Raw genomic sequence first — 19464 nt, 5'->3', positions numbered from 1 at the left:
TGCCTGCCGACGTCACGTGCGTCGCTGCTTCCGCTAGTCGAGTGTGGCCTGCCCGGGTGCAGCCTGCCACAACCTTGCCGAGTTGCCCGGCGTGTCGGGCATGGGCCCGGGGTCGCCGTTATGGCACGGTTACCTATTCGCAACGCTAAGTGACGGACTCCGTCACCCTGTGCAGCGAACCCCCTCCCCACGGTCCTGGCAGGACCCGAGCACCCTGGCGGGAGACCGGACCCAGGGCTCGCAACAGTACTCCATTCGGGCCACTTGCGTGGATCGGCACGCTGTCGAAGTTCTCTCGGGGCGCGGGAGTTGGGGCCGCGGTCCCACGATTCCGGCGGGCGATGTGTGGGGCTCGCGTGTTCTGCTTCACGAAATCTCCGGAACCGGAACTGATTCCTCCTCCGATACGTCCTTTCTCTTGTGTCCTAGGGAGTTCGCTTACTCTTGGGGGCTTCGTGGGGCATGGGTGGTTTTGTAGAGAAAGGCAGGCAAGGTCCGAGAATGGGCAAGAAGCCGGAGATCTCCGAGGACATATCCGAGAACGTGGAGGAAGAGCCCAAGGGGAAGCGGTTGGATCTGAGCGTCCCGCAGGTGGCGGGCAGTGCGGTCGCCGCCGTCGTGGCCGCGAAGCTCGCCTCCGGCCTCGGTGTCTACGGGACGATCCTCGGTGCCGGTGTGGTCAGTGCCCTCGCCACGTGTGGCGGCACGCTCTTCCAGCACTTCTTCAGGCGCACCGGTGAGCAGATACGCGACGTCCGAGTGGTGAAACCGAAGACCCGGCAGGTGCCGGTGACGGCGGAGGGCCGGCCCGTGCCCCGCACGTTCCGCTCGGACTCCTCGATGGACGCCACGAAGTCCATGGTCACGGGTGCACAGCCGCCCGCGGCGCGGCCGCCCGTGACGGCGCTGCCGACCACCACGACATGGGGGACGACGAAGACCCCGGCCGCGGACGCCGATGAGGCGACGGCGCTGCCGCAGGTCTCCGCGCTCGAGCAGGCCACCGCCATGGAGCGGATTCCCGACCCGGCCACCGAGGGAACCCAACTGCTCGACACGGGAGCCGTGGCCGACCTGCTGCCGGACGAGGACACCGACAAGACGCAGCTGCTGAGCGCCGCGGGTGCCACTGCCGCGACCGCCGCGGCCGACCCCGAGAAGACCCAGCTGATCAGGCCCGAGGCGATCGACGAAGCCACGCGGGTGCTGCGTGCCCCGGATGTCGATCATGCCGACACCGATCACGTCGACGCCGATCATGCCGACGACGGCGCGGACCTCGACGACGAGTTCACCGAGGGCACCGTGCACCGTTCGCGCATCAAGAGCTGGAAGCGGCCACTGATCGCCGCGGCGGTCGTGTTCGGCGTCACCATGGGCGGCATCACCACGTACGAACTGGTGTCGGGCCACACCTTCGGCGGCGGTGGCAACGGAACCACCATCGGCGACGCCTTCAAGGGGCGGAACTCCTCGTCCGGCGGCGACACCACTTCGGACACCACCCCGACGCCGTCCGACGGCAGCAGCGCCGGCTCGGACACCGGTACGCAGAACGGCGACGGCTCCGGCACCACCGCCCCGGACCCGAGCGATACCCCGACGACGGGTGGCACCGGCAACTCCGACAGTGGCTCGGACTCCGGTTCGGACAGCGGGTCCTCCGACTCGGGTTCGGACTCGGGCTCCGATTCGGGCTCGGACAGCGGTTCGGACAGCGGGTCCTCCGACTCCGGTTCGGACTCGGGCTCCGACAGCGGTTCGGACTCCGGTTCGGACAGCGGCAGCACCACCGACCCGACCACCGCGCCCACGCAGGGCTCGGACGTCCAGCAGCAGTCGGAGTGACCCGAGACGCGTACCTACGGGGCTGCCGGGTCAGTCGCCGAGGACCCGCCGCAGATAGGCATTGCCGAACACGCGGTCCGGGTCCAGGCGGTCGCGCAGCGCCGTGAACTCACCGAAGCGCGGGTACGCGCGCGCGAAGTACTCCGCGTCGCGCGTGTGCATCTTGCCCCAGTGCGGGCGCCCCTCGTGGGCGGTGAGGATCTGCTCGGCCGCGGTGAAGTACCGGTGGTACGGCGTCCCCTTGTACATGTGCACGGCTACGTAGGCGCTTTCGCGGCCGGACGCCGTGGACAGCGCGATGTCGTCGGCCGGGGCGGTGCGGACCTCGACGGGAAAGCTGATCCGCAGGCGTGAGCGGTCGACCATGGACTTCAGCTCGCGCAAGGTGTCCACGAGGGCCGCGCGCGGAACCGCGTACTCCATCTCCACGAAGCGCACGCGGCGCGGTGATGTGAAGACCTTGTAGGGAATGTCCGTGTACGTCCGTGAGGACAGTGCCCGGCTGGAGACCTTGGCGATCGACGGGATCGTGGCGGGCACGGCGCGGCCGATCGAATTGACCACCTGGAACAGGCCGTTGGAGAGCAGTTCGTCCTCGACGAAGCCGCTGAACTTGGAGACGGGGGCCTCCGGGCCCGCGCTGCGGTTGTTGCGCTTGGTGTTGCAGCTGCCCGTGTGCGGGAACCAGTAGAACTCGAAGTGCTCGTTCTCGGCGTGCAGCTCCTCGAAGTCCGTGAGCACCCGGTCGAGGGGCATCGGCTCCTCGCGCGCGGAGAGCAGGAAGATCGGCTCCACGGCGAAGGTGATCGCCGTGACGATGCCGAGGGCGCCGAGGCCGATGCGGGCGGCCGCGAAGACCTCGGGGTTCTCCTTCTCGGAGCAGGTGAGGAGCTCGCCGCTCGCGGTGACCAGCTCAAGTCCCTTGATCTGCGCGGCGATCGATGCGGAGTCGCGGCCCGTGCCGTGCGTGCCGGTGCTGGTGGCGCCGGAGACGGTCTGCTCCATGATGTCGCCCATGTTCGTGAGCGACAGGCCCTCGCGGGCCAGGGCCATGTTGAGTCGCTTGAGCGGAGTACCGGCCTCGACCGTGACGGTCCCGTTCGACCGGTCAATGCTGCGGATTCCGGTCAACAGTTGAGGGCGTATCAATACTCCGTCGGTCGCGGCCGCCGCCGTGAAGGAGTGGCCCGAGCCGACGGCCTTCACCTTCAGGCCGTCCTCCGCGGCGCCGCGCACCGCCGCCGTCAGCTCCTCGACGGATGCGGGCGTCACCTCGCGCACGGGGCGCGCGGTGACATTGCCCGCCCAGTTACGCCAGGCTTCGCTGCTCCTCCTGCTGCCCGTCTGCGTGCCCGGCGCGCCCAGCGTGCCCCTCGGTGGCCTGCTCATCGGTGCTTCCTCCCCGCTGCGGAACCGGCCGCTTCAGCCGGCGATAGCCCAGGAGCCCGACAAGGACCGCGACGGCGCCGGATACCCCCGGCACCGCGTACCCGGCATCCGCCCCGGCGGCGTCGATCACCCAGCCGGCCACGGAGGAGCCGAGCGCGACGCCGACCGAGAGTCCGGTGCTCACCCAGGTCATGCCCTCGGTCAGTTTCGCGCGTGGTACGTGCTGCTCGACGAGGGCCATCGTCGTGATCATCGTCGGTGCGACGGACAGGCCCGCGACGAAGAGCGCCACGGCCAGGAGTGGCAGGTTCCCGACCAGTTGGAGGGGGATCATACTCACGGCCATCGTGACGACACCCAGCAGCCACCTGGGAGCGGGCGCCCCCTTGAAGTGCAGCAGGCCGAACAGCGCGCCCGCGAGGCAGGAGCCGGTCGCGTAGATGGCGAGCACCACGCTCGCCATCGACTTGTGGCCGAGGTCCTCGGCATAGGCCACCGTGACGACGTCGATCGACCCGAAGATCGCTCCCGTCGCGACGAAGGTCGCCACCAGAACCTGCAAGCCACGCGCGCGGAGCGCCGATCCGGGGCTGTGCTGTTCGCGCGGGTGCGGTACCGGTTCCGTGGCGCGCTGCGACGTCAGCCAGAAGACACCGGCCGCGAGGAAACAGCCCGCCAGGAGAGGCCCCGCCTCCGGGAACCACACCGTGGACAGGCCGATCGAGATGATCGGCCCGAAGACGAAGCACACCTCGTCCAGCACCGACTCGAAGGAGTACGCGGTGTGCAGCTGCCGCGGGACGTCTCCGTAGAGGGCCGCCCAGCGTGACCGGATCATGGAGCCGACGCTGGGGACGCAGCCGACGAGCGCCGCGCACGCGAAGAGGGTCCAGTCCGGCGCCGCGTACTTCGCGCACAGCAGGAGACCCGTGACCGCGACGAGCGAGATCACGGTGGCCGGCCGAAGCACCCGGCGCTGCCCGTGCCGGTCGACGAGCCGGGAGATCTGCGGCCCGATCAGGGCGGCCGACAGCGCCACCGTCGCGGACAGGGCGCCCGCGAGCCCGTAGCGCCCGGTCAGCTGGGAGACCATCGTGACGATGCCGATGCCCATCATGGACAGGGGCATCCGGCCGAGGAGCCCGGCAGCGGAGAAGCTCTTGGTTCCGGGCAGGGCGAATATGGCGCGGTAGGGGCTGGGCAACTCGACTCCGGTAAGGCGTAAAAGCGGTGGATACAGCTTACGCGCGCCACGACCGGGACACACGCGGTTTTCCGCCTGTCAGTGCCGGGTGGCAGGATCGAAGTCATGCCAGACGCGCACGCTGCCAGCCCCGATGCCCGCCCCTACGACGCCCTGCTGCTGCTCTCGTTCGGAGGCCCGGAGGGCCCCGACGACGTCGTCCCGTTCCTGGAGAACGTGACGCGCGGCCGGGGCATCCCCAAGGAGCGGCTCAAAGAGGTCGGGCAGCACTACTTCCTGTTCGGCGGGGTCAGCCCGATCAACGACCAGAACAGGGCCCTGCTCGACGCCCTGCGCAAGGACTTCGCCGAGCACGGCCTGGAACTGCCGGTCTACTGGGGCAACCGGAACTGGGCGCCGTACCTGACGGACACGCTGCGCGAGATGGTCACCGACGGCCACCGCCGCATCCTCGTCCTCGCCACCAGCGCCTACGCCTCGTACTCGGGCTGCCGCCAGTACCGCGAGAACCTCGCGGAGTCCCTCGCCGCGCTGGAGGCGGAGGGCCTGGAGCTGCCGAAGATCGACAAGCTGCGGCACTACTTCAACCACCCCGGCTTCGTCCGCCCCATGGTCGAGGGCGTCCTGAAGTCCCTCTCCGACCTCCCCGAGGACGTCCGCGCCGGCGCCCACATCGCCTTCACCACGCACTCCATCCCGACCGCGGCGGCCGACACCTCCGGGCGGACCGAGGAGCACGGCGACGGGGGCGCGTACGTGAAGCAGCACCTAGAAGTCGCGCGGCTCATCGCCGACGCCGTGCGCGAGGAGACCGGCGTCGCCCACCCCTGGCAGCTCGTCTACCAGTCGCGTTCCGGCGCCCCGCACATCCCGTGGCTCGAGCCCGACATCTGCGACCACCTGGAGGAGCGCCACGCGGCGGGCGTCCCGGCCGTCGTCATGGCGCCCATCGGCTTCGTATCCGACCACATGGAGGTCCTCTACGACCTCGACACCGAGGCCGAGGCGAAGGCCGCGGAGCTGGGCCTTCCGGTGCGCCGCTCCGCCACCGTGGGAGCCGACCCGCGCTTCGCCGCCGCCGTACGGGACTTGACCCTGGAGCGGGCCGCGACCGAGAGCGGGCAGAACGTCACGCCGTGCGCTCTGGGAGCGCTCGGCGCCAGCCACAACCTGTGTCCCGTGGGCTGCTGCCCCGCCCGCACCCCCAAGCCGGCCGCGGCCGGTGCCGACAGCCCGCACGCGTAAGGACTCCCACGTGACCGATCCCAAGGCCACCGAGGCCGACCACACCAACGGCACCGCCGACGGCCTCGCGTCGCTCAAGGCGGAACTGCTCGAGATCGCCCTGGAGGCGGCGGCCCGGGCCGGTGTGTTCCTGCGCGACGGCAGGCCCGAGGACCTCGGCGTCGCCGCCACCAAGACGAGCGCCGTCGACGTCGTCACCGAGATGGACATCGCCTCCGAGAAGCTGATCACGGACTACCTGGCCGAGCGCCGCCCAGACGACGGCGTGCTCGGTGAGGAGGGCTCCTCCACGGAGGGCACCAGCGGCATCCAGTGGGTGATCGACCCCATCGACGGCACCGTCAACTACCTGTACGGGCGCCCCGATTGGTCCGTCTCCATCGCGGCCCGCAAGGACGGCGAGACGCTCGTCGGCGTCGTCGCCGCCCCGATGCGCGCCGAGACCTACCGCGCCGTCCTGGGCGGGGGCGCCTTCGTGAACGACCGCCCCGCGCGCGTGCGCGTGGCGCCGCCCCTCGAGCAGGCCCTGGTCGGCACCGGCTTCGGCTACCTGGAGTCGCGCCGCGCCCGCCAGGCCGAGGTGCTCGGGCACCTGGTGCCGCGCGTGCGCGACATCCGGCGCGGGGGCTCGGCCGCCATCGACCTGTGCGACGTGGCGCTCGGCCGCATGGACGCGTACTACGAACGGGGCCTGAACCCCTGGGACTTCGCGGCCGGCGACCTCATCGCGCGCGAGGCGGGCGCCCGCACCGGCGGCCGCCCCGGGGAGCCGCTCTCGCCGGAGCTGACCGTCGCGGCACCTCCCGGCGTCTTCGAGCCGCTTCAGAACTGGCTGGAAGAACTCGGCGCCTGGCACGACTGACCGTCCCGCCTCACGGCACACGGGACACGGCACACGAGCTCGCGGCAGGCAAGCTCGCGGCACGCGAAAGGGCCCCGGCGCCCGCCTGGATCGACCAGGCGCCGGGGCCCTCGTACGTGCGTCAGACGCTCGAGGCGTGAACCTCCACGCCGTGCTCGGCGGCGAGGCGGCGGAGGTCGTCCAGCTCGCCCTGCTCGACCTCGGCAAGGAAGTCGTCACCGGTCTCGCGCGCCCGCGTCAGGTCGGTCTCGGCCGCCCTAATGCGCTGCAGAAGTCCTGCGGTGAATGCGTCCATGGTTGCGCCCCCTCGTCCTGGGTCGTGGGTCGATGGCACGGGGGTGTGCCCTTGGAAGGGGCGATCACGTCCCCGAGCCGTCCCTGGAGGAGAGCGGTCTCGACAGCGGCTCGTGGCATGCCACATACAAAGCGTGATCGCGGATGTACAGCCGTCCTCCCCAGGGTCCCTTCCGGAGAAACCTCGACCCACGCAGAAAATCCCGGATTCCCCGGGCCGCCCGTCCGCCTTACAGCCGGTTTATGGCCGAAAGGGGCAGGATGGTGGCCACAGCCCCACACCTGACCTGCCCGCGCGCCGAGAAGCGCGCAGGTGGGCGACCAGAGGAAGGACAAGCGACGTGCGCGTACTCGTCGTCGAGGACGAGCAACTGCTCGCCGATGCGGTGGCCACCGGACTCCGCCGGGAGGCCATGGCCGTCGACGTCGTGTACGACGGTGCGGCCGCCCTGGAGCGCATCGGCGTCAACGACTACGACGTGGTCGTCCTCGACCGCGATCTCCCGCTCGTGCACGGCGACGACGTCGCCCGCAAGCTCGTCGAGCTGGGCATGCCCACCCGCATCCTCATGCTGACCGCTTCCGGCGACGTCAGCGACCGCGTGGAGGGCCTGGAGATCGGGGCGGACGACTACCTCCCCAAGCCCTTCGCGTTCAGCGAGCTGACGGCCCGTGTGCGGGCCCTCGGGCGGCGTACGAGCATGCCGCTGCCGCCCGTGCTCGAGCGCGCGGGGATCAAGCTCGACCCGAACCGCCGCGAGGTGTTCCGGGACGGCAAGGAGATCCAGCTCGCTCCCAAGGAGTTCGCCGTCCTCGAGGTGCTGCTGCGCAGCGAGGGTGCCGTCGTCTCGGCCGAGCAGCTCCTGGAGAAGGCCTGGGACGAGAACACGGACCCGTTCACGAACGTCGTGCGGGTCACCGTGATGACCCTGCGCCGCAAGCTGGGCGAGCCCGCCGTCATCGTCACCGTGCCCGGCTCGGGCTACCGGATCTGAGCCCTGGATGGCCGCCGCACCCGCGCCACCCTCTCAGGCGCCACCGAAACCGACATGGAAGCCCGGGACGAAGGCGGAACCGCCCTTCCCCTGGCTCCGCCCGACCATCCGGATACGGCTCACGCTGCTGTACGGCGGCATGTTCCTGATCGCGGGCATCCTGCTGCTCTCGATCATCTACCTCCTGGCCGCGCAGGCCCTCGACGTGGGCGGCGATCTGCCCTTCAAGGTCACCGACGGGCACGTCATCAGCACCAGCTGCAACTTCCCGTCGGGGAACATCTCGGCGAGCGAGCTGAACGACCTGATGAACGGCTGCGTCAACAAGCAGCGCCAGCACGCTCTGGACGTACTCCTCAGCCGCTCCCTGATGGCCCTGATGGGCCTCGCCGTCATCGCCTTCGCCTTCGGCTACGCCATGGCGGGCCGCGTCCTGTCCCCGCTCGGCCGGATCACGCGCACCGCGCGCCGGGTCGCCGGCACGGACCTCACGCGCCGCATCGAGCTGGACGGACCGGACGACGAGCTGAAGGAGCTGTCGGACACCTTCGACGAGATGCTGGACCGCCTGGAGCGCGCCTTCACGGCACAGCAGCGCTTCGTCGGCAACGCCTCCCATGAGCTGCGTACACCGCTCGCGATCAACCGCACGCTCCTGGAGGTGCACCTCTCCGATCCGGGCGCCCCTGTGGAGCTCCAGCAGCTCGGCAAGACGCTGCTCGCCACGAACGAGCGCAGTGAGCAGCTCGTGGAGGGCCTGCTGCTGCTCGCCCGCAGCGACAACCAGATCGTCGAGCGCAAGCCCGTGGACCTGGCGGAGGTCGCCTCGCAGGCGATCGACCAGGCCAGGGCCGAGGCCGACGAGAAGAGCGTGGAGATCCGCGGAGAGTGCAAGGAAGCGGTGATCCAGGGCAACGGTGTGCTCCTGGAGCGCATCGCCCTGAACCTCGTGCAGAACGCCGTCCGCTACAACATCCCCGAAGGGGGATGGGTGCAGGTGGACACGGAGGCCCAGCACGGCCAGGCGGTCCTCGTGGTCGCGAACACGGGCCCGGTGGTCCCCGCGTACGAGATCGACAACCTCTTCGAGCCGTTCAGGCGGCTGCGCACCGAGCGCACCGGCAGCGACAAGGGCGTGGGCCTCGGACTCTCCATCGCCCGGTCGGTCGCGCGTGCCCACGGTGGCCGCATCACCGCCGAGCCACGCGAGGGGGGTGGGCTCGTGATGCGGGTCACCCTGCCGATCTAGGCCGGTTCAACGTGCGTGCGGCCGATGGATCTGACATGCTTCCGCCGACGCGCTGGGGGAGTTCGCTTTTGGCTGAATTTTCCGGACCTGCGCCGGAGATCTCCGTGTGTGATCGATCACATGGGCGTTTTTTCGGCCGTCCACTCTCCGTGATCGCAAAAGCCGTGTGAAAGCCGGGAAAGTCCGGGTTTTCGGGCGCCTTGATCACGGGAAGTACACGGGGTGGCGCCCGTGCAGTGCGGCAATCGGACCGTGTACGGTCCCGTTCGCCACCCAAGACGATCACTCGTGAGGGGTCCAGTTGGGTGTCGATTGAGTAACAGACCTTGATGTGAGGCAAAATCTCCGCCTCAGGTCGGGCACAAGTCCGGCCTCTCATGCGTTACGGCGCTTGAGACACCGCAGACACCCAGAGGGGGAGAGCGACATGGCAACGGATTACGACACCCCACGCAAGACCGATGACGACCTCAACGAAGACAGCATTGAGGAACTGAAGTCCCGGCGTAACGACAAGTCGGCTTCGAACGTCGACGTGGACGAGTTCGAGGCGGCGGAGGGCCTGGAGCTTCCGGGCGCCGACCTCTCGAACGAGGAGCTGGCCGTCCGTGTCCTGCCCAAGCAGCAGGACGAGTTCACCTGCATGAGCTGCTTCCTGGTGCACCACCGCAGCCAGCTCGCGCGGGAGAAGAACGGGCAGCCCATCTGCCGCGACTGCGACTGAGGGCGGGTCGGGCATGACCAGCTCGACCCCGCCCTGGAAGCGCCGCTCCCGCAACAAGAAGGTCAGCGGGACGGCTCAAGGCCCGTCAGAGGCCGTGCGTGACGACGAGCGAGGCTCTTTCCCAGGAGCACCCGGTGCAGCACCTGGTGCCCCCGGAGAAGACGCCTCGCTCGAATCGGCGGACGACCACGAGTCGACGGGCGACCTGCCGGTGGCCTCGGCGGCCGGCGGCGACGGTTCGCGCAGAGGCGGCGCCGTCGCGAGAAGCGCCAGAACAGCCAGAACGGGGCTGGCCAAGAGCGGCGCGGCCGCCAAGGCCTCGATCGGCCGTCTCGCCGATCTCATCATCGAGAACGCGCCGCGGGTTCCCGTGCGGGATCTCGCGACCCTCCGCAAGCAGTTCCCGGGTCTCGGCCCCGAACAGCTCGCGGACAAGCTGGTCACGGGCGCGACCGCCGCCACATCCACCGTGGGCGCGGGAGTCGGCGTCGCCGCGATGCTGCCCGTTCCGCCCGCGATGCCGACCGAACTGGCCGCGGAGGTGACCGGTGTGGCCGCGATCGAGCTGAAGCTGATCGCCGAGCTGCACGAGGTCTACGGACTGCGGCCGCCAGGGAACCTGAAGGGCCGCAGCGGCGCCTATCTGACCGCGTGGACGGAAGAGCGCGGCATCGACGTGACGAAGCCGACCACGGTCAACGCGGCGCTCGGCGTACAGATGAAGCGCGAGCTTCGACAGCAGATCATGAAGCGGATGGTGCGGAACCTTCCGAGCCTGACCCCGTTCATGATCGGCGCGGCCGTGGGGGCGTTCATGAACCGGCGCGACACCAGGAAACTGGCCGACCGGGTACGCCAGGACCTGCGGCGGCACCAGGTGCCCTGGGAGGCGCTGACCGAACAGCCGCCCCTGGAGGAGCCGCCCGACGCCCTGGAGATCGGGGCCTGATCCCGCCCTCGTTCAGGCGCGGTTCAGAATTCAGGCGCGGCGCAGAGCCTTTGCCAAAGCTTCAGGTTCGCGCGTCGACAGGTAGACGTACGGCGTCGGGTCCGACGGATCGGTGATCTCCGCCCGCACCGCGGTCGTGACATAGCTGCGCAGCAGCATGAAGGCGCGCGGATCGGCCTTGTACGTGCGCCACGCGCGGGCCTCCTCCGCGTCCAGGACGTGCACCTCGCCGAGGGCGGACAGCGGGATCTTCGCGTCGCCCGCGACCAGCGAGTCGGCGACGACGCGTACCCGGGCCGAGCCGTACGAACTGGTGATCACGGCCGCGATGAGCAGGCCGCCGACGAAGCCGCCGAGCAGCGGCAACGGGCCGAAGGGCAGCAGGATGATGGCCCCGACGACCCCCACCATGAACGTGATCAACCACCATGACCGGGGCGCGGTCAGTCGTTCTTCGTAAGGCGTCGTCGAGAGCTCCATGGGGTCTAGCTTGGCACGATGCGTGCGGTGCGAGGGGGCGCGGGTAAGGTCTGCGGCTGTGAGTGGTACTTCAGCAGCTCTGACGCCCCCTGCCGACGCCATAGCCCCGGTGCGGCACCCTGACGCGCCCGCCCCCGGCGAGCTCCTCGGCGCGCACTACGGACACTGTTTCGGCTGTGGCGGCGAGCAGCCGCACGGGCTGCATCTGGAGGCGCGGGCCGGTGAAGGTGTCACCGTCACCGCCGAGTTCACCGTGCGCCCCGCGCATCAGGGCGCGCCGGGTCTCGCGCACGGCGGGGTCCTCGCGACCGCGCTCGACGAGACGCTCGGCTCCCTGAACTGGCTGCTCCAGGCCATCGCCGTGACCGGCCGCCTGGAGACCGACTTCGTGCGGCCCGTCCCCGTGGACACGGTGCTGTTCCTGTCCGCCGAGGTGACGGCCGTCGCCGGCCGCAAGATCTACTCGACCGCGACCGGCCGGATCGGTGGCCCCGACGGGCCCGTGGCCGTGCGTGCCGACGCCCTCTTCATCGAGGTCAAGGTCGACCACTTCATCGAGAACGGCCGCCCGGAGGAGATCGAGGCGGCCATGAGCGACCCCGACCAGGTCAGGCGCGCCCGCGCCTTCGAGGTGAACCCGTGAGCAATTTCCCTGGCGGTCCCGGCCGCGAACTCGGCGTGCTCGTGCGGCGCGTCGACCCCGATGTGCCGCTGCCTTCGTACGAGCACCCCGGTGACGCCGGAGCCGATCTGCGGACCACCGAGGCGTGTGAACTCGCCCCCGGTGAGCGGGTCGTTCTGCCCACCGGTGTGTCTGTCGCCCTGCCCGAGGGGTACGCGGCCTTCGTGCACCCCAGATCCGGCCTCGCAGCGCGCTGCGGCGTGGCTCTGGTGAATGCCCCAGGGACGGTGGATGCCGGGTACCGTGGGGAGATCAAGGTGATCGTGGTGAATCTCGACCCGCGCGAGAGCGTGCGGTTCGAGCGCTTCGACCGGATTGCCCAACTGGTGGTCCAGCAGGTCGAGAGGGTCCGCTTCCAGGAGGTCGCGGAGCTTCCCGAATCGGTGCGGGCCGAAGGGGGCTTCGGGTCCACCGGCGGGCACGCCGCCGTGGGTGGCCCGGCCGTTGCCGGCAGCGGCACGGACGGTCAAAAGGGTGGGAATCGATACGCTTCGGTCGTATCCGACCGGGAAGGACAGTGACGTGTTCGGACGTCGTAACAAGAACGGCGCCGCCGAGGATGCGGCCGGCGAGGCCGAGCAGGTCGTCGACAGCGTCGGCAGCGTGGACACGGACGAGCAGGAGCCGGACCGCGTCCGGCTCGAGCCCGAGCCCCGTCCCGACGGTCCCTGGGACGCCTCCGAGGTCCGCGAGCCCGGCGAGGGGCGGGTGGACCTGGGCGGAGTCTTCGTCCCCGGCGTGGAGGGCATGGAGCTGCGTGTGGAGGTCGCGGGCGACGCGATCGTCGCGGCGACCGTCGTCCTCCAGGACAGCGCGATCCAGCTGCAGGCCTTCGCCGCCCCCAAGAAGGAGGGCATCTGGGGCGAGGTCCGCGAGGAGATCGCCTCCGGCATCACCCAGCAGGGTGGTGTGATCGACGAGGTCGAGGGTCCGCTCGGCTGGGAGCTGCGGGCCCAGGTGCCGGTGCAGCTGCCGGACGGCACGGGCGGTTTCCAGGTCGTGCGCTTCATCGGCGTCGACGGCCCGCGCTGGTTCCTGCGCGGCGTGATCTCGGGCCAGGGCGCCGTGCAGCCGCAGGCGGCCGGCCTCCTGGAGCAGATCTTCCGCGACACCGTCGTGGTGCGCGGCGAGGGCCCGATGGCCCCGCGCGACCCGATCGTCCTCAAGCTCCCCGACGACGCGCAGATGGTCGCCGAGAGCTCCCAGGGCGAGGGCCAGGAGGCCTCCCGCTTCTCCGGTGGCATGGGCCAGCTCCAGCGGGGCCCGGAGATCACCGAGGTCCGCTGAGGCGCTCACACCGTCGTACGAGGCCGGGGCCGCGCATCCTTCGAGGGTGCGCGGCCCCGGTTTCGTGCATCAGGGTTGCGTCAAGGCCACCCGCCCGGCCGCCATCCGCCCCATTTGCGCAGATCGCAGGCCGTAGGCTCGACGCTGCGTGGAGCAGTCACGGGAAGACAATGAGGCCATGGGACGCGGGACGCGCGGGAAACTACGGATCTACCTCGGCAGTGCACCGGGCGTCGGCAAGACGTACGCGATGCTGTCCGAGGCGCACCGCCGGGTGGAGCGGGGCACGGACTGCGTGGTGGCGTTCGTCGAGCACCACGACCGGCCGCGCACCGAGGTGATGCTGCACGGCCTGGAGCAGATCCCGCGCAAAGAGCTCGCGTACCGGGGGACGGTCTTCCACGAGATGGACGTGGACGCCGTACTGCTGCGTGCCCCATCCGTCGCCCTCGTCGACGAACTGGCCCACACGAACGTGCCGGGCTCGCGCAACGCCAAGCGCTGGCAGGACGTCGAGGAACTGCTCGGTGCGGGCATCGACGTCATATCGACCGTCAACATCCAGCATCTTGAGTCGTTGGGCGATGTGGTTGATTCGATCACTGGTGTACGTCAACGGGAGACGGTCCCCGACGAAGTCGTCCGCCGTGCCGACCAGATCGAACTCGTCGACATGTCGCCCCAGTCGCTGCGCCGCCGCATGGCCCACGGCAACATCTACAAGCCCGACAAGGTCGACGCGGCGCTCTCCAACTACTTCCGCCCCGGAAACCTCACCGCGCTGCGGGAGTTGGCGCTCCTGTGGGTCGCCGACCGGGCCGACGAGTACCTCCAGGAGTACCGGGGCGAGCACAACATCCGCTCCACCTGGCAGGCCCGCGAGCGCATCGTCGTCGGCCTGACCGGAGGCCCCGAGGGCCGTACGTTGATCAGGCGCGCGGCGCGGCTCGCCGAGAAGGGCGCGGGCGGCGAGGTGCTCGCGGTCTACATCGCCCGCAGTGACGGCCTCACCGCCGCCTCGCCCAAGGAGTTGGCCGTCCAGCGCACCCTGGTCGAGGACCTGGGCGGCACGTTCCACCACGTCATCGGCGACGACATCCCCGCCGCCCTCCTGGAGTTCGCCCGCGGCGTCAACGCCACCCAGATCGTCCTCGGCTCCTCGCGGCGCAAGACCTGGCAGTACATGTTCGGCCCCGGCGTCGGCGCGACCGTCGCCCGCGAGTCCGGGCCCGACCTGGACGTGCACATCGTCACGCACGACGAGGTCGCCAAGGGGCGCGGACTGCCCGTCGCCCGCGGCGCCCGGCTCGGCCGGTCCCGGATCGTGTGGGGCTGGCTCACCGGCGTCGGCGGCCCCGCGCTGCTCGCGCTGGTCCTCACGCACGCCCACAGCGACCTCGGCCTCGCCAACGACATGCTGCTGTTCCTGTCGCTGACGGTCGCGGCCGCCCTGGTCGGCGGGCTGCTGCCGGCGCTGGCCTCCGCGGCCTTCGGCTCACTACTGCTCAACTACTTCTTCACGCCGCCTCTGCACCTGTGGACCATTGCCGACCCCACGAACATCGTCGCCATCGTGATCTTCGTAGGGGTCGCGGTGTCCGTCGCCTCGGTCGTCGACACGGCGGCCCGGCGCACCCACCAGGCGGCCCGGCTGCGCGCCGAGTCCGAGATCCTCGCCTTCCTGGCGGGCAGCGTGCTGCGCGGCGACACAAGCCTGGAGGCGCTGCTCGACCGCGTACGGGAGACCTTCGCGATGGAGTCCGTGGCGCTCCTGGAGCGGGAGGGCGACACCGCGCCGTGGACCTGCGCGGCGAGCGTCGGCGCGCAGTCCCTCGGCCGGCCCGAGGACGCCGATGTCGACATGCCGGTCGGGGACCACCTGGCGCTCGCCCTGACCGGGCGCGTGCTGCCCGCGGAGGACCGGCGCGTGCTCGCCGCGTTCGCCGCGCAGGCCGCCGTCGTGCTCGACCGCCAGCGCCTGCAGTCCGAGGCCGACCAGGCACGCACGCTCGCCGAGGGCAACCGCATCCGTACGGCCCTGCTGGCCGCCGTCTCGCACGATCTGCGCACGCCGCTCGCGGGCATCAAGGCATCGGTGTCGTCCCTGCGCTCCGAGGACGTCGACTGGTCGCCCGAGGACCAGGCGGAACTGCTCGCCGGGATCGAGGAGGGCGCCGACCGGCTCGACCACCTCGTCGGGAACCTGCTCGACATGTCGCGCCTCCAGACCGGCACCGTCACCCCGCTCATCCGCGAGATCGACCTCGACGAGGTCGTGCCGATGGCGCTGGTCGGCGTGCCGGACCCGGATCTCAACGTCGACCTGGACGTGCCCGAGACGCTGCCCATGGTCAGCGTCGACAAGGGGCTCCTGGAGCGGGCCGTCGCCAACGTCGTCGAGAACGCGGTCAAGTACAGCCCGCCCGACAAACCCGTCCTCGTCTCCGCGAGCACGCTCGGCGACCGCGTCGAGCTGCGCGTCGTGGACCGCGGGCCCGGAGTCCCGGACGAGGCCAAGGACCGGATTTTCGCGCCATTCCAGCGCTACGGTGACGCTCCGCGCGGCGCCGGTGTGGGCCTCGGGCTCGCCGTGGCGCGCGGCTTCACGGAGGCCATGGGGGGCACGCTCGGCGCGGAGGACACTCCAGGAGGCGGGCTCACCATGGTCCTGACCCTGCGGGCCGCGACCCGCACCACCCCGGACACGGCCCCGGAGGCCGTACGGACAGCCGGACAAGCAGCCGGACAAGCAGCCGGACAGGCAGCTGGACCCCAGAGAGGCAGGCACGCATGACCCGGGTGCTCGTGGTCGACGACGAGCCGCAGATCGTCCGCGCCCTCGTCATCAACCTGAAGGCGCGCAAGTACGAGGTGGATGCCGCCGCGGACGGGGCGCAGGCGCTGCAGCTCGCCGCCGCCCGCCACCCCGACGTGATCGTCCTCGACCTGGGCCTGCCCGACATGGACGGCGTCGAGGTGATCAAGGGGCTGCGCGGCTGGACCCGCGTACCGATCCTCGTGCTGTCAGCGCGGCATTCGTCCGACGAGAAGGTCGAGGCGCTCGACGCGGGCGCCGACGACTACGTGACCAAGCCCTTCGGCATGGACGAGCTCCTCGCCCGGCTGCGGGCGGCCGTGCGGCGGGCGGAACCCACGGGCGGGACCGAGGACGAGGGGATCGTCGAGACCGCGGACTTCACGGTCGACATGGCCGCGAAAAAGGTCAACCGGGGCGGGCACGACGTACGCCTGACGCCCACCGAATGGCATCTCCTGGAGGTCCTGGTGCGCAATACGGGACGCCTGGTCAGCCAGAAGCAGCTGCTGCAGGAGGTGTGGGGGCCCTCGTACGGGACGGAGACCAACTACCTGCGGGTGTACATGGCGCAGTTGCGGCGCAAGTTGGAGACCGATCCCTCGCATCCGCGGCACTTCGTCACGGAACCGGGGATGGGGTACCGATTCGAGCGGTGAGCCCCGCGAAAGCCGGTACACCAGCGGGTACGACCCTGTCACAGGGCCCAGGTACGCTTCGAGTATGAGTGCTGTTCCGCGTTCCGACAGGGAGTCCGAGAAGCCGGCGGGCCGGTTCCGGCGCATGCTCGACAGGCTGTCCAGTTCCCAGGAGGACCTGGAGTCGGAGGAGCTGCGCGAGGACTCGGAGACCACCGGCTGCACGCGCATCGGCGACTGTTCGGACCGACAAATGGTCACCGTTACTGGTACGTTGCGCACGGTAACCCTGCGACCACGCGCCGGAGTTCCCGCGCTGGAGGCGGAGTTGTTCGACGGCTCGGCCGCGGTGGACGTGGTGTGGCTCGGCAGGCGCTCGATCGTCGGGATCGAGCCGGGGCGCAAACTCATAGCTTCGGGACGGATCTCGATGAGTCGGGGCCGTAGGGTGCTGTTCAATCCGAAGTACGAACTCAGACCGCTCGGACGGGAGTAGCCGGTGACGTCCCTCGACAAGCCGACCGACCGCGAATCCACAGGCCAGGACGGAGTCACGGACAAGTCCGTGACCGAGGCCGCGCTCTTCGAGGCCTTCGGCGGCGTGCGGGGCATGGTGGAGACCGTCCTGCCCGGCCTCCTCTTCGTGAGCATCTTCACGGTCAACAAGGACCTGCACATGTCGGCCATCGCGGCCCTCGCGGTGTCCCTGGTCCTCGTTGTCGTGCGCCTCGTCATGAAGGACACCGTCAAGCACGCCTTCAGCGGCGTCTTCGGTGTCGCCTTCGGTGTCGTCTTCGCGATGATGACGGGCAACGCCAAGGACTTCTATCTGCCGGGCATGCTCTACACGTTGGGGCTCGCGCTCGCGTACATCGTGACCACCTTGTGTGGTGTTCCGTTGATCGGGCTCATCCTCGGGCCGGTGTTCAAGGAGAACCTCTCCTGGCGCACCCGCAACCCCGGCCGCAAGAAGGCGTACGCCAAGGCGAGTTGGGCCTGGGGCCTGATCCTCCTGGCCAAGTGCGCGATTCTGTTCCCGCTGTACTGGTGGGGCGACACGACTCAATTCGGCTGGGTGCTCGTCGCGTTGAAGATCCCGCCGTTCCTGCTGGCCGTCTGGCTCACCTGGGTGTTCCTGGCGAAGGCGCCCGCGCCCATCGACGTGTTCGCGGAGATGGAGGAGAAGGAGCGGCAGGAGAAGGCCGAGCGCGAGGAGGCTCAGGCCGCCGGTGCCGAGCACGGGCGGGCGCGGCACCGCCGCGAGGTCTGACCCTCGTACGACCCGAGGACGCCCCGCGAACGATTCGCGAACGACAAGGAGGCGGCCCCGAGCCAAGAGCTCGGGGCCGCCTCCTTGTGGCTTGCCTGAAGCAGAGCGTTACGCGTCCTCGCGCCGCACCGACAGCAGGTCCTCCAGCTGTTCCTCGCGCGCCTGCGCCGCGACGAACAGCAGCTCGTCGCCCGCCTCCAGGGAGTCCTCCGCGCTGGGGGCCAGCACGCGCGTGCCGCGGATGATCGTCACCAGGGACGTGTCCTGCGGCCACTGGACGTCGCCGACCCGCGTGCCGGCCAGGGCCGACTCCTCCGGGAGGGTCAGCTCCACCAGGTTCGCGTCGCCGTGGCTGAAGCGGAGCAGGCGGACGAGATCGCCCACGCTGACCGCCTCTTCGACGAGCGCCGACATGAGGCGCGGCGTCGAGACGGCCACGTCCACGCCCCACGACTCGTTGAACAGCCACTCGTTCTTCGGGTTGTTGACGCGGGCGACGACCCGCGGGACCCCGTACTCGGTCTTCGCGAGCAGCGAGACGACCAGGTTGACCTTGTCGTCGCCGGTGGCCGCGATCACCACGTTGCAGCGCTGGAGCGCCGCCTCGTCCAGGGACGTGATCTCGCAGGCGTCGGCGAGCAGCCACTCCGCCTGCGGGACGCGCTCGACCGAGATGGCGGTCGGGGCCTTGTCGACGAGGAGGACCTCGTGACCGTTCTCCAGGAGCTCACCCGCGATCGAACGACCGACCGCTCCGGCTCCGGCAATGGCGACCCTCATCAGTGACCGCCTTCCTCAGGGCCCTCGGCGAACGCCGCCTCGACCTTCTCGACGTCGTCCGTGCGCATCATCACGTGCACGAGGTCGCCCTCCTGCAGCACCGTCTGCGACGTCGGCAGGATCGCCTCGCCGAGCCGGGTCAGGAACGCGACGCGCACGCCGGTCTCCTCCTGGAGGCGGCTGATCTTCTGGCCGATCCAGGACTCCGAGGCATGCACCTCGGCGAGCTGCACGCCGCCGGTCGGGTCGCGCCACAGCGGCTCGGCGCCGGACGGCAGCAGACGCCGCAGCATCTGGTCGGCGGTCCAGCGGACCGTGGCGACCGTCGGGATGCCCAGGCGCTGGTAGACCTCCGCGCGACGGGGGTCGTAGATGCGCGCCGCCACGTTCTCGATACCGAACATCTCGCGGGCCACGCGGGCGGCGATGATGTTCGAGTTGTCACCACTGGAGACCGCGGCGAAGGCGCCGGCCTCCTCGATGCCCGCTTCGCGCAGGGTGTCCTGGTCGAAACCGACTCCGGTGACCCGACGGCCACCGAAACCCGAACCCAGGCGACGGAACGCCGTCGGGTCCTGATCGACCACGGCGACCGTGTGGCCCTGCTGCTCCAGGGTCTGGGCGAGTTGGGACCCTACTCGGCCACAGCCCATGATCACGATATGCACGGCCCTACCCCGCACTCCTCATAGGCCTTCTGACCTGCGTAAACGTCCTGCTCATGGCTCTCTCTCGCGGGATGGTCCAGCCGGT

20 protein-coding genes are annotated in these 19464 nt (G+C 70.1%); 14 read left to right on the top strand and 6 right to left on the bottom strand.

Translation table 11 applies throughout. The features are described from left to right. The first annotated feature begins 501 nt into the window (after positions 1-501). On the top strand, positions 502-1848 hold the full coding sequence (locus ACOKM3_RS12740) for a hypothetical protein (protein WP_426899990.1): 1347 nt from the start codon (positions 502-504) through the stop codon (positions 1846-1848). Between the two features lie 30 nt (positions 1849-1878). Here the strand turns inward: ACOKM3_RS12740 and ACOKM3_RS12735 are convergent, their stop codons facing one another. Beyond that, positions 1879-3237, bottom strand: a complete 1359-nt coding sequence (locus ACOKM3_RS12735) for a D-arabinono-1,4-lactone oxidase (protein ID WP_426899988.1) — start codon at positions 3235-3237, stop codon at positions 1879-1881. Next, complete coding sequence (locus tag ACOKM3_RS12730; protein WP_426899986.1) at positions 3158-4441, bottom strand: MFS transporter; 1284 nt, start codon at positions 4439-4441, stop codon at positions 3158-3160. Before ACOKM3_RS12730 ends, ACOKM3_RS12735 begins: the two co-directional genes overlap by 80 nt. Before the next feature lie 105 nt (positions 4442-4546). On the opposite strand from ACOKM3_RS12730, the gene ACOKM3_RS12725 reads away from it, so the two are divergent. Continuing rightward, the gene (locus tag ACOKM3_RS12725) at positions 4547-5686 is read left to right on the top strand and encodes a ferrochelatase (RefSeq protein WP_426899984.1); all 1140 of its coding nucleotides are present in this window, start codon (positions 4547-4549) and stop codon (positions 5684-5686) included. A gap of 85 nt (positions 5687-5771) precedes the next feature. Beyond that, positions 5772-6548, top strand: coding sequence for an inositol monophosphatase family protein (locus ACOKM3_RS12720; RefSeq protein WP_426906778.1), 777 nt, complete (start codon positions 5772-5774; stop codon positions 6546-6548). Between the two features lie 121 nt (positions 6549-6669). On the opposite strand, the gene ACOKM3_RS12715 is transcribed toward ACOKM3_RS12720, so the two are convergent. Then, entirely contained in the window at positions 6670-6843 is a 174-nt protein-coding gene (locus ACOKM3_RS12715; protein WP_356378267.1) for a hypothetical protein, read from the bottom strand. 340 nt (positions 6844-7183) lie between these two features. Between ACOKM3_RS12715 and ACOKM3_RS12710 the strand changes: the two genes are divergently transcribed. The 4 genes from ACOKM3_RS12710 (at position 7184) to ACOKM3_RS12695 (ending at position 10759) form a co-directional block, all read left to right on the top strand. Beyond that, entirely contained in the window at positions 7184-7837 is a 654-nt protein-coding gene (locus ACOKM3_RS12710; RefSeq protein WP_266714992.1) for a response regulator transcription factor, read from the top strand. Positions 7838-7844: 7 nt separating this feature from the next. After that, complete coding sequence (locus ACOKM3_RS12705) at positions 7845-9086, top strand: sensor histidine kinase (RefSeq protein ID WP_426899982.1); 1242 nt, start codon at positions 7845-7847, stop codon at positions 9084-9086. 427 nt (positions 9087-9513) lie between these two features. Beyond that, positions 9514-9810, top strand: coding sequence for a DUF4193 domain-containing protein (locus tag ACOKM3_RS12700; protein ID WP_018535993.1), 297 nt, complete (start codon positions 9514-9516; stop codon positions 9808-9810). A gap of 13 nt (positions 9811-9823) precedes the next feature. Further along, on the top strand, positions 9824-10759 hold the full coding sequence (locus ACOKM3_RS12695; RefSeq protein ID WP_426899980.1) for a hypothetical protein: 936 nt from the start codon (positions 9824-9826) through the stop codon (positions 10757-10759). Positions 10760-10789: 30 nt separating this feature from the next. On the opposite strand, the gene ACOKM3_RS12690 is transcribed toward ACOKM3_RS12695, so the two are convergent. After that, positions 10790-11239: a DUF3093 domain-containing protein gene (locus ACOKM3_RS12690; RefSeq protein WP_426899978.1), complete on the bottom strand. Its 450-nt coding sequence runs from the start codon at positions 11237-11239 to the stop codon at positions 10790-10792. 58 nt (positions 11240-11297) lie between these two features. On the opposite strand from ACOKM3_RS12690, the gene ACOKM3_RS12685 reads away from it, so the two are divergent. The 7 genes from ACOKM3_RS12685 to ACOKM3_RS12655 all read left to right on the top strand — a co-directional run bounded on the left by ACOKM3_RS12685 (position 11298) and on the right by ACOKM3_RS12655 (position 17931). Next, a complete protein-coding gene (locus ACOKM3_RS12685) occupies positions 11298-11882 on the top strand; it encodes a PaaI family thioesterase (protein ID WP_266714996.1) in 585 nt (194 codons plus the stop codon). Continuing rightward, positions 11879-12442 carry a dUTP diphosphatase gene (gene dut / locus ACOKM3_RS12680; RefSeq protein WP_426899976.1) on the top strand — a complete coding sequence of 188 codons (564 nt, stop codon included), beginning with the start codon at positions 11879-11881 and terminating at the stop codon, positions 12440-12442. Before ACOKM3_RS12685 ends, dut begins: the two co-directional genes overlap by 4 nt. A 1-nt stretch (position 12443) precedes the next feature. After that, positions 12444-13208, top strand: a complete 765-nt coding sequence (locus ACOKM3_RS12675; RefSeq protein ID WP_426899974.1) for a DUF3710 domain-containing protein — start codon at positions 12444-12446, stop codon at positions 13206-13208. A gap of 178 nt (positions 13209-13386) precedes the next feature. Then, a complete protein-coding gene (locus tag ACOKM3_RS12670) occupies positions 13387-16002 on the top strand; it encodes an ATP-binding protein (protein WP_426899972.1) in 2616 nt (871 codons plus the stop codon). Next, positions 15999-16682, top strand: coding sequence for a response regulator (locus ACOKM3_RS12665; RefSeq protein ID WP_267068905.1), 684 nt, complete (start codon positions 15999-16001; stop codon positions 16680-16682). Before ACOKM3_RS12670 ends, ACOKM3_RS12665 begins: the two co-directional genes overlap by 4 nt. A 64-nt stretch (positions 16683-16746) precedes the next feature. Beyond that, positions 16747-17157, top strand: a complete 411-nt coding sequence (locus tag ACOKM3_RS12660) for an OB-fold nucleic acid binding domain-containing protein (RefSeq protein ID WP_426899970.1) — start codon at positions 16747-16749, stop codon at positions 17155-17157. 3 nt (positions 17158-17160) lie between these two features. Continuing rightward, positions 17161-17931, top strand: a complete 771-nt coding sequence (locus ACOKM3_RS12655) for a DUF3159 domain-containing protein (RefSeq protein ID WP_426899968.1) — start codon at positions 17161-17163, stop codon at positions 17929-17931. A gap of 108 nt (positions 17932-18039) precedes the next feature. Here ACOKM3_RS12655 and ACOKM3_RS12650 read toward each other — a convergent pair whose 3' ends face one another. Next, positions 18040-18711 carry a potassium channel family protein gene (locus ACOKM3_RS12650; RefSeq protein WP_266715002.1) on the bottom strand — a complete coding sequence of 224 codons (672 nt, stop codon included), beginning with the start codon at positions 18709-18711 and terminating at the stop codon, positions 18040-18042. Further along, positions 18711-19379 (bottom strand): potassium channel family protein, encoded by a 669-nt coding sequence (locus ACOKM3_RS12645; RefSeq protein WP_306318136.1) that lies wholly within the window; start codon positions 19377-19379, stop codon positions 18711-18713. Before ACOKM3_RS12645 ends, ACOKM3_RS12650 begins: the two co-directional genes overlap by 1 nt. Positions 19380-19464: the final 85 nt, after the last annotated feature.

Origin of the sequence: Streptomyces nidicola (assembly GCF_050106155.1) — a bacterium.
Taxonomy (GTDB): Bacteria; Actinomycetota; Actinomycetes; order Streptomycetales; family Streptomycetaceae; genus Streptomyces.
Note: the sequence above shows the minus strand (reverse complement) of the source record. Positions and strands in the feature narration are given on the sequence as shown.

What these genes read in the sequence shown, in the direction of transcription:
- ACOKM3_RS12690 (WP_426899978.1), bottom strand. Translation starts at nt 11,239, where the DNA reads ATGGAGCTCTCGACGACGCCTTACGAAGAACGACTGACCGCGCCCCGG.
- ACOKM3_RS12700 (WP_018535993.1), top strand. Translation starts at nt 9,514, where the DNA reads ATGGCAACGGATTACGACACCCCACGCAAGACCGATGACGACCTCAAC.
- ACOKM3_RS12740 (WP_426899990.1), top strand. Translation starts at nt 502, where the DNA reads ATGGGCAAGAAGCCGGAGATCTCCGAGGACATATCCGAGAACGTGGAG.
- ACOKM3_RS12670 (WP_426899972.1), top strand. Translation starts at nt 13,387, where the DNA reads ATGGGACGCGGGACGCGCGGGAAACTACGGATCTACCTCGGCAGTGCA.
- ACOKM3_RS12695 (WP_426899980.1), top strand. Translation starts at nt 9,824, where the DNA reads ATGACCAGCTCGACCCCGCCCTGGAAGCGCCGCTCCCGCAACAAGAAG.
- ACOKM3_RS12650 (WP_266715002.1), bottom strand. Translation starts at nt 18,711, where the DNA reads ATGAGGGTCGCCATTGCCGGAGCCGGAGCGGTCGGTCGTTCGATCGCG.
- ACOKM3_RS12715 (WP_356378267.1), bottom strand. Translation starts at nt 6,843, where the DNA reads ATGGACGCATTCACCGCAGGACTTCTGCAGCGCATTAGGGCGGCCGAG.
- ACOKM3_RS12705 (WP_426899982.1), top strand. Translation starts at nt 7,845, where the DNA reads ATGGCCGCCGCACCCGCGCCACCCTCTCAGGCGCCACCGAAACCGACA.
- ACOKM3_RS12665 (WP_267068905.1), top strand. Translation starts at nt 15,999, where the DNA reads ATGACCCGGGTGCTCGTGGTCGACGACGAGCCGCAGATCGTCCGCGCC.
- ACOKM3_RS12725 (WP_426899984.1), top strand. Translation starts at nt 4,547, where the DNA reads ATGCCAGACGCGCACGCTGCCAGCCCCGATGCCCGCCCCTACGACGCC.
- ACOKM3_RS12735 (WP_426899988.1), bottom strand. Translation starts at nt 3,237, where the DNA reads ATGAGCAGGCCACCGAGGGGCACGCTGGGCGCGCCGGGCACGCAGACG.
- ACOKM3_RS12660 (WP_426899970.1), top strand. Translation starts at nt 16,747, where the DNA reads ATGAGTGCTGTTCCGCGTTCCGACAGGGAGTCCGAGAAGCCGGCGGGC.